Genomic DNA, 1370 nt, shown 5'->3' on the forward strand with positions numbered 1-1370 from the left:
CCCGAAGCTTCGGTGGTGTGTTTTAGCCCCGGACATCTTCGGCGCACAATCACTCGACCAGTGAGCTATTACGCACTCTTTGAATGTGTGGCTGCTTCTAAGCCAACATCCTGGTTGTCTGCGCAATTGCACATCCTTTCCCACTTAACACACACTTCGGGACCTTAGCTGTCGATCTGGGCTGTTTCCCTTTTGACGACGGATCTTATAACTCGCCGTCTGACTCCAAGACATCATCTTCACGGTATTCGCAGTTTGATAGAGTTCGGTAAGCTTTGACACCCCCTAGCTCATTCAGTGCTCTACCCCCGCTAGACTAATCTCAGGCTAGCCCTAAAGCTATTTCGAGGAGAACCAGCTATATCCTAGCTCGATTGGAATTTCTCCGCTATCCACAGGTCATCCCCGCCCTTTTCAACGGACGTCTGGTTCGGTCCTCCATGATGTTTTACCATCACTTCAACCTGCCCATGGATAGGTCGCCAGGTTTCGGGTCTACGTCATGCAACTTAACGCCCTCTTCAGACTCGCTTTCGCTTCGGCTCCGTACCTTCAGTACTTAACCTCGCAGCATAACGTAACTCGCCGGTCCGTTCTACAAAAAGTACAAGGTCGAGCTTCTATCGCTCTCCCTCTGCTTGTAAACACAGGGTTTCAGGTTCTCTTTCACTCCCCTCCCGGGGTTCTTTTCACCTTTCCCTCACGGTACTATGCGCTATCGGTCACTGATCGTCTTTAGGCTTGGGGGGTGGTCCCCCCGGCTTCCCACCGGATTCCTCGTGTCCGGCGGTACTCTGGTACCAGCTTGCCATCTCCCGCTTCGACTACCGGGCTGTCACCGTCTCTGGCCCCGCTTTCCTTCGGTGTTCGTCTCCCGTTCGATGTGCGTTATGCCGGCCCGCAACCCCAACCCTCCGTAGAGGATTGGTTTGGCCTCTTCCCTCTTCGCTCGCCGCTACTGGGGGAATCGATGTTTCTTTCTTCTCCTCCGGGTACTTAGATGTTTCAGTTCCCCGGGTGCCCTCCTATGAGACTATGAATTCATCTCATGGTGACGGGGCATTACCCCCGCCGGGTTTCCCCATTCGGACATCCTCGGATCAAAGCCCGCTTACGGCTCCCCGAGGCTTTTCGCAGTTAGCCACGTCCTTCGTCGGCAATCAGTGCCATGGGCATCCACCCTGTGCTCTTGTTCGCTTGATCTACCTCACCGGCCGCTCAACATGACTTGTAGAACGTCATGCCGTCCCTCCGGCAAGTATCCTCTCAATCCGCTCCCTCTCCAAGTTCCGAATCGCTTCGTCCCTCGACCCGGAAGCTGATCGCTCGCTTTCCTTCTTCTTTCCCTGTGCAGTTTTCAAGGTGCGCAT

The 1370-nt window shown here is 54.5% G+C and carries 1 rRNA gene; it reads right to left on the minus strand.

What is annotated here, in order from left to right:
* Positions 1 to 1203, minus strand: a 23S ribosomal RNA gene (locus ACH6CV_RS18050); the annotation flags it as partial.
* Positions 1204 to 1370 lie beyond the last annotated feature (167 nt).

Source organism: Anaerozeibacter quisquiliarum, assembly GCF_051162045.1.
Lineage (GTDB): Bacteria > Bacillota > Clostridia > Christensenellales > Aristaeellaceae > Anaerozeibacter > Anaerozeibacter quisquiliarum.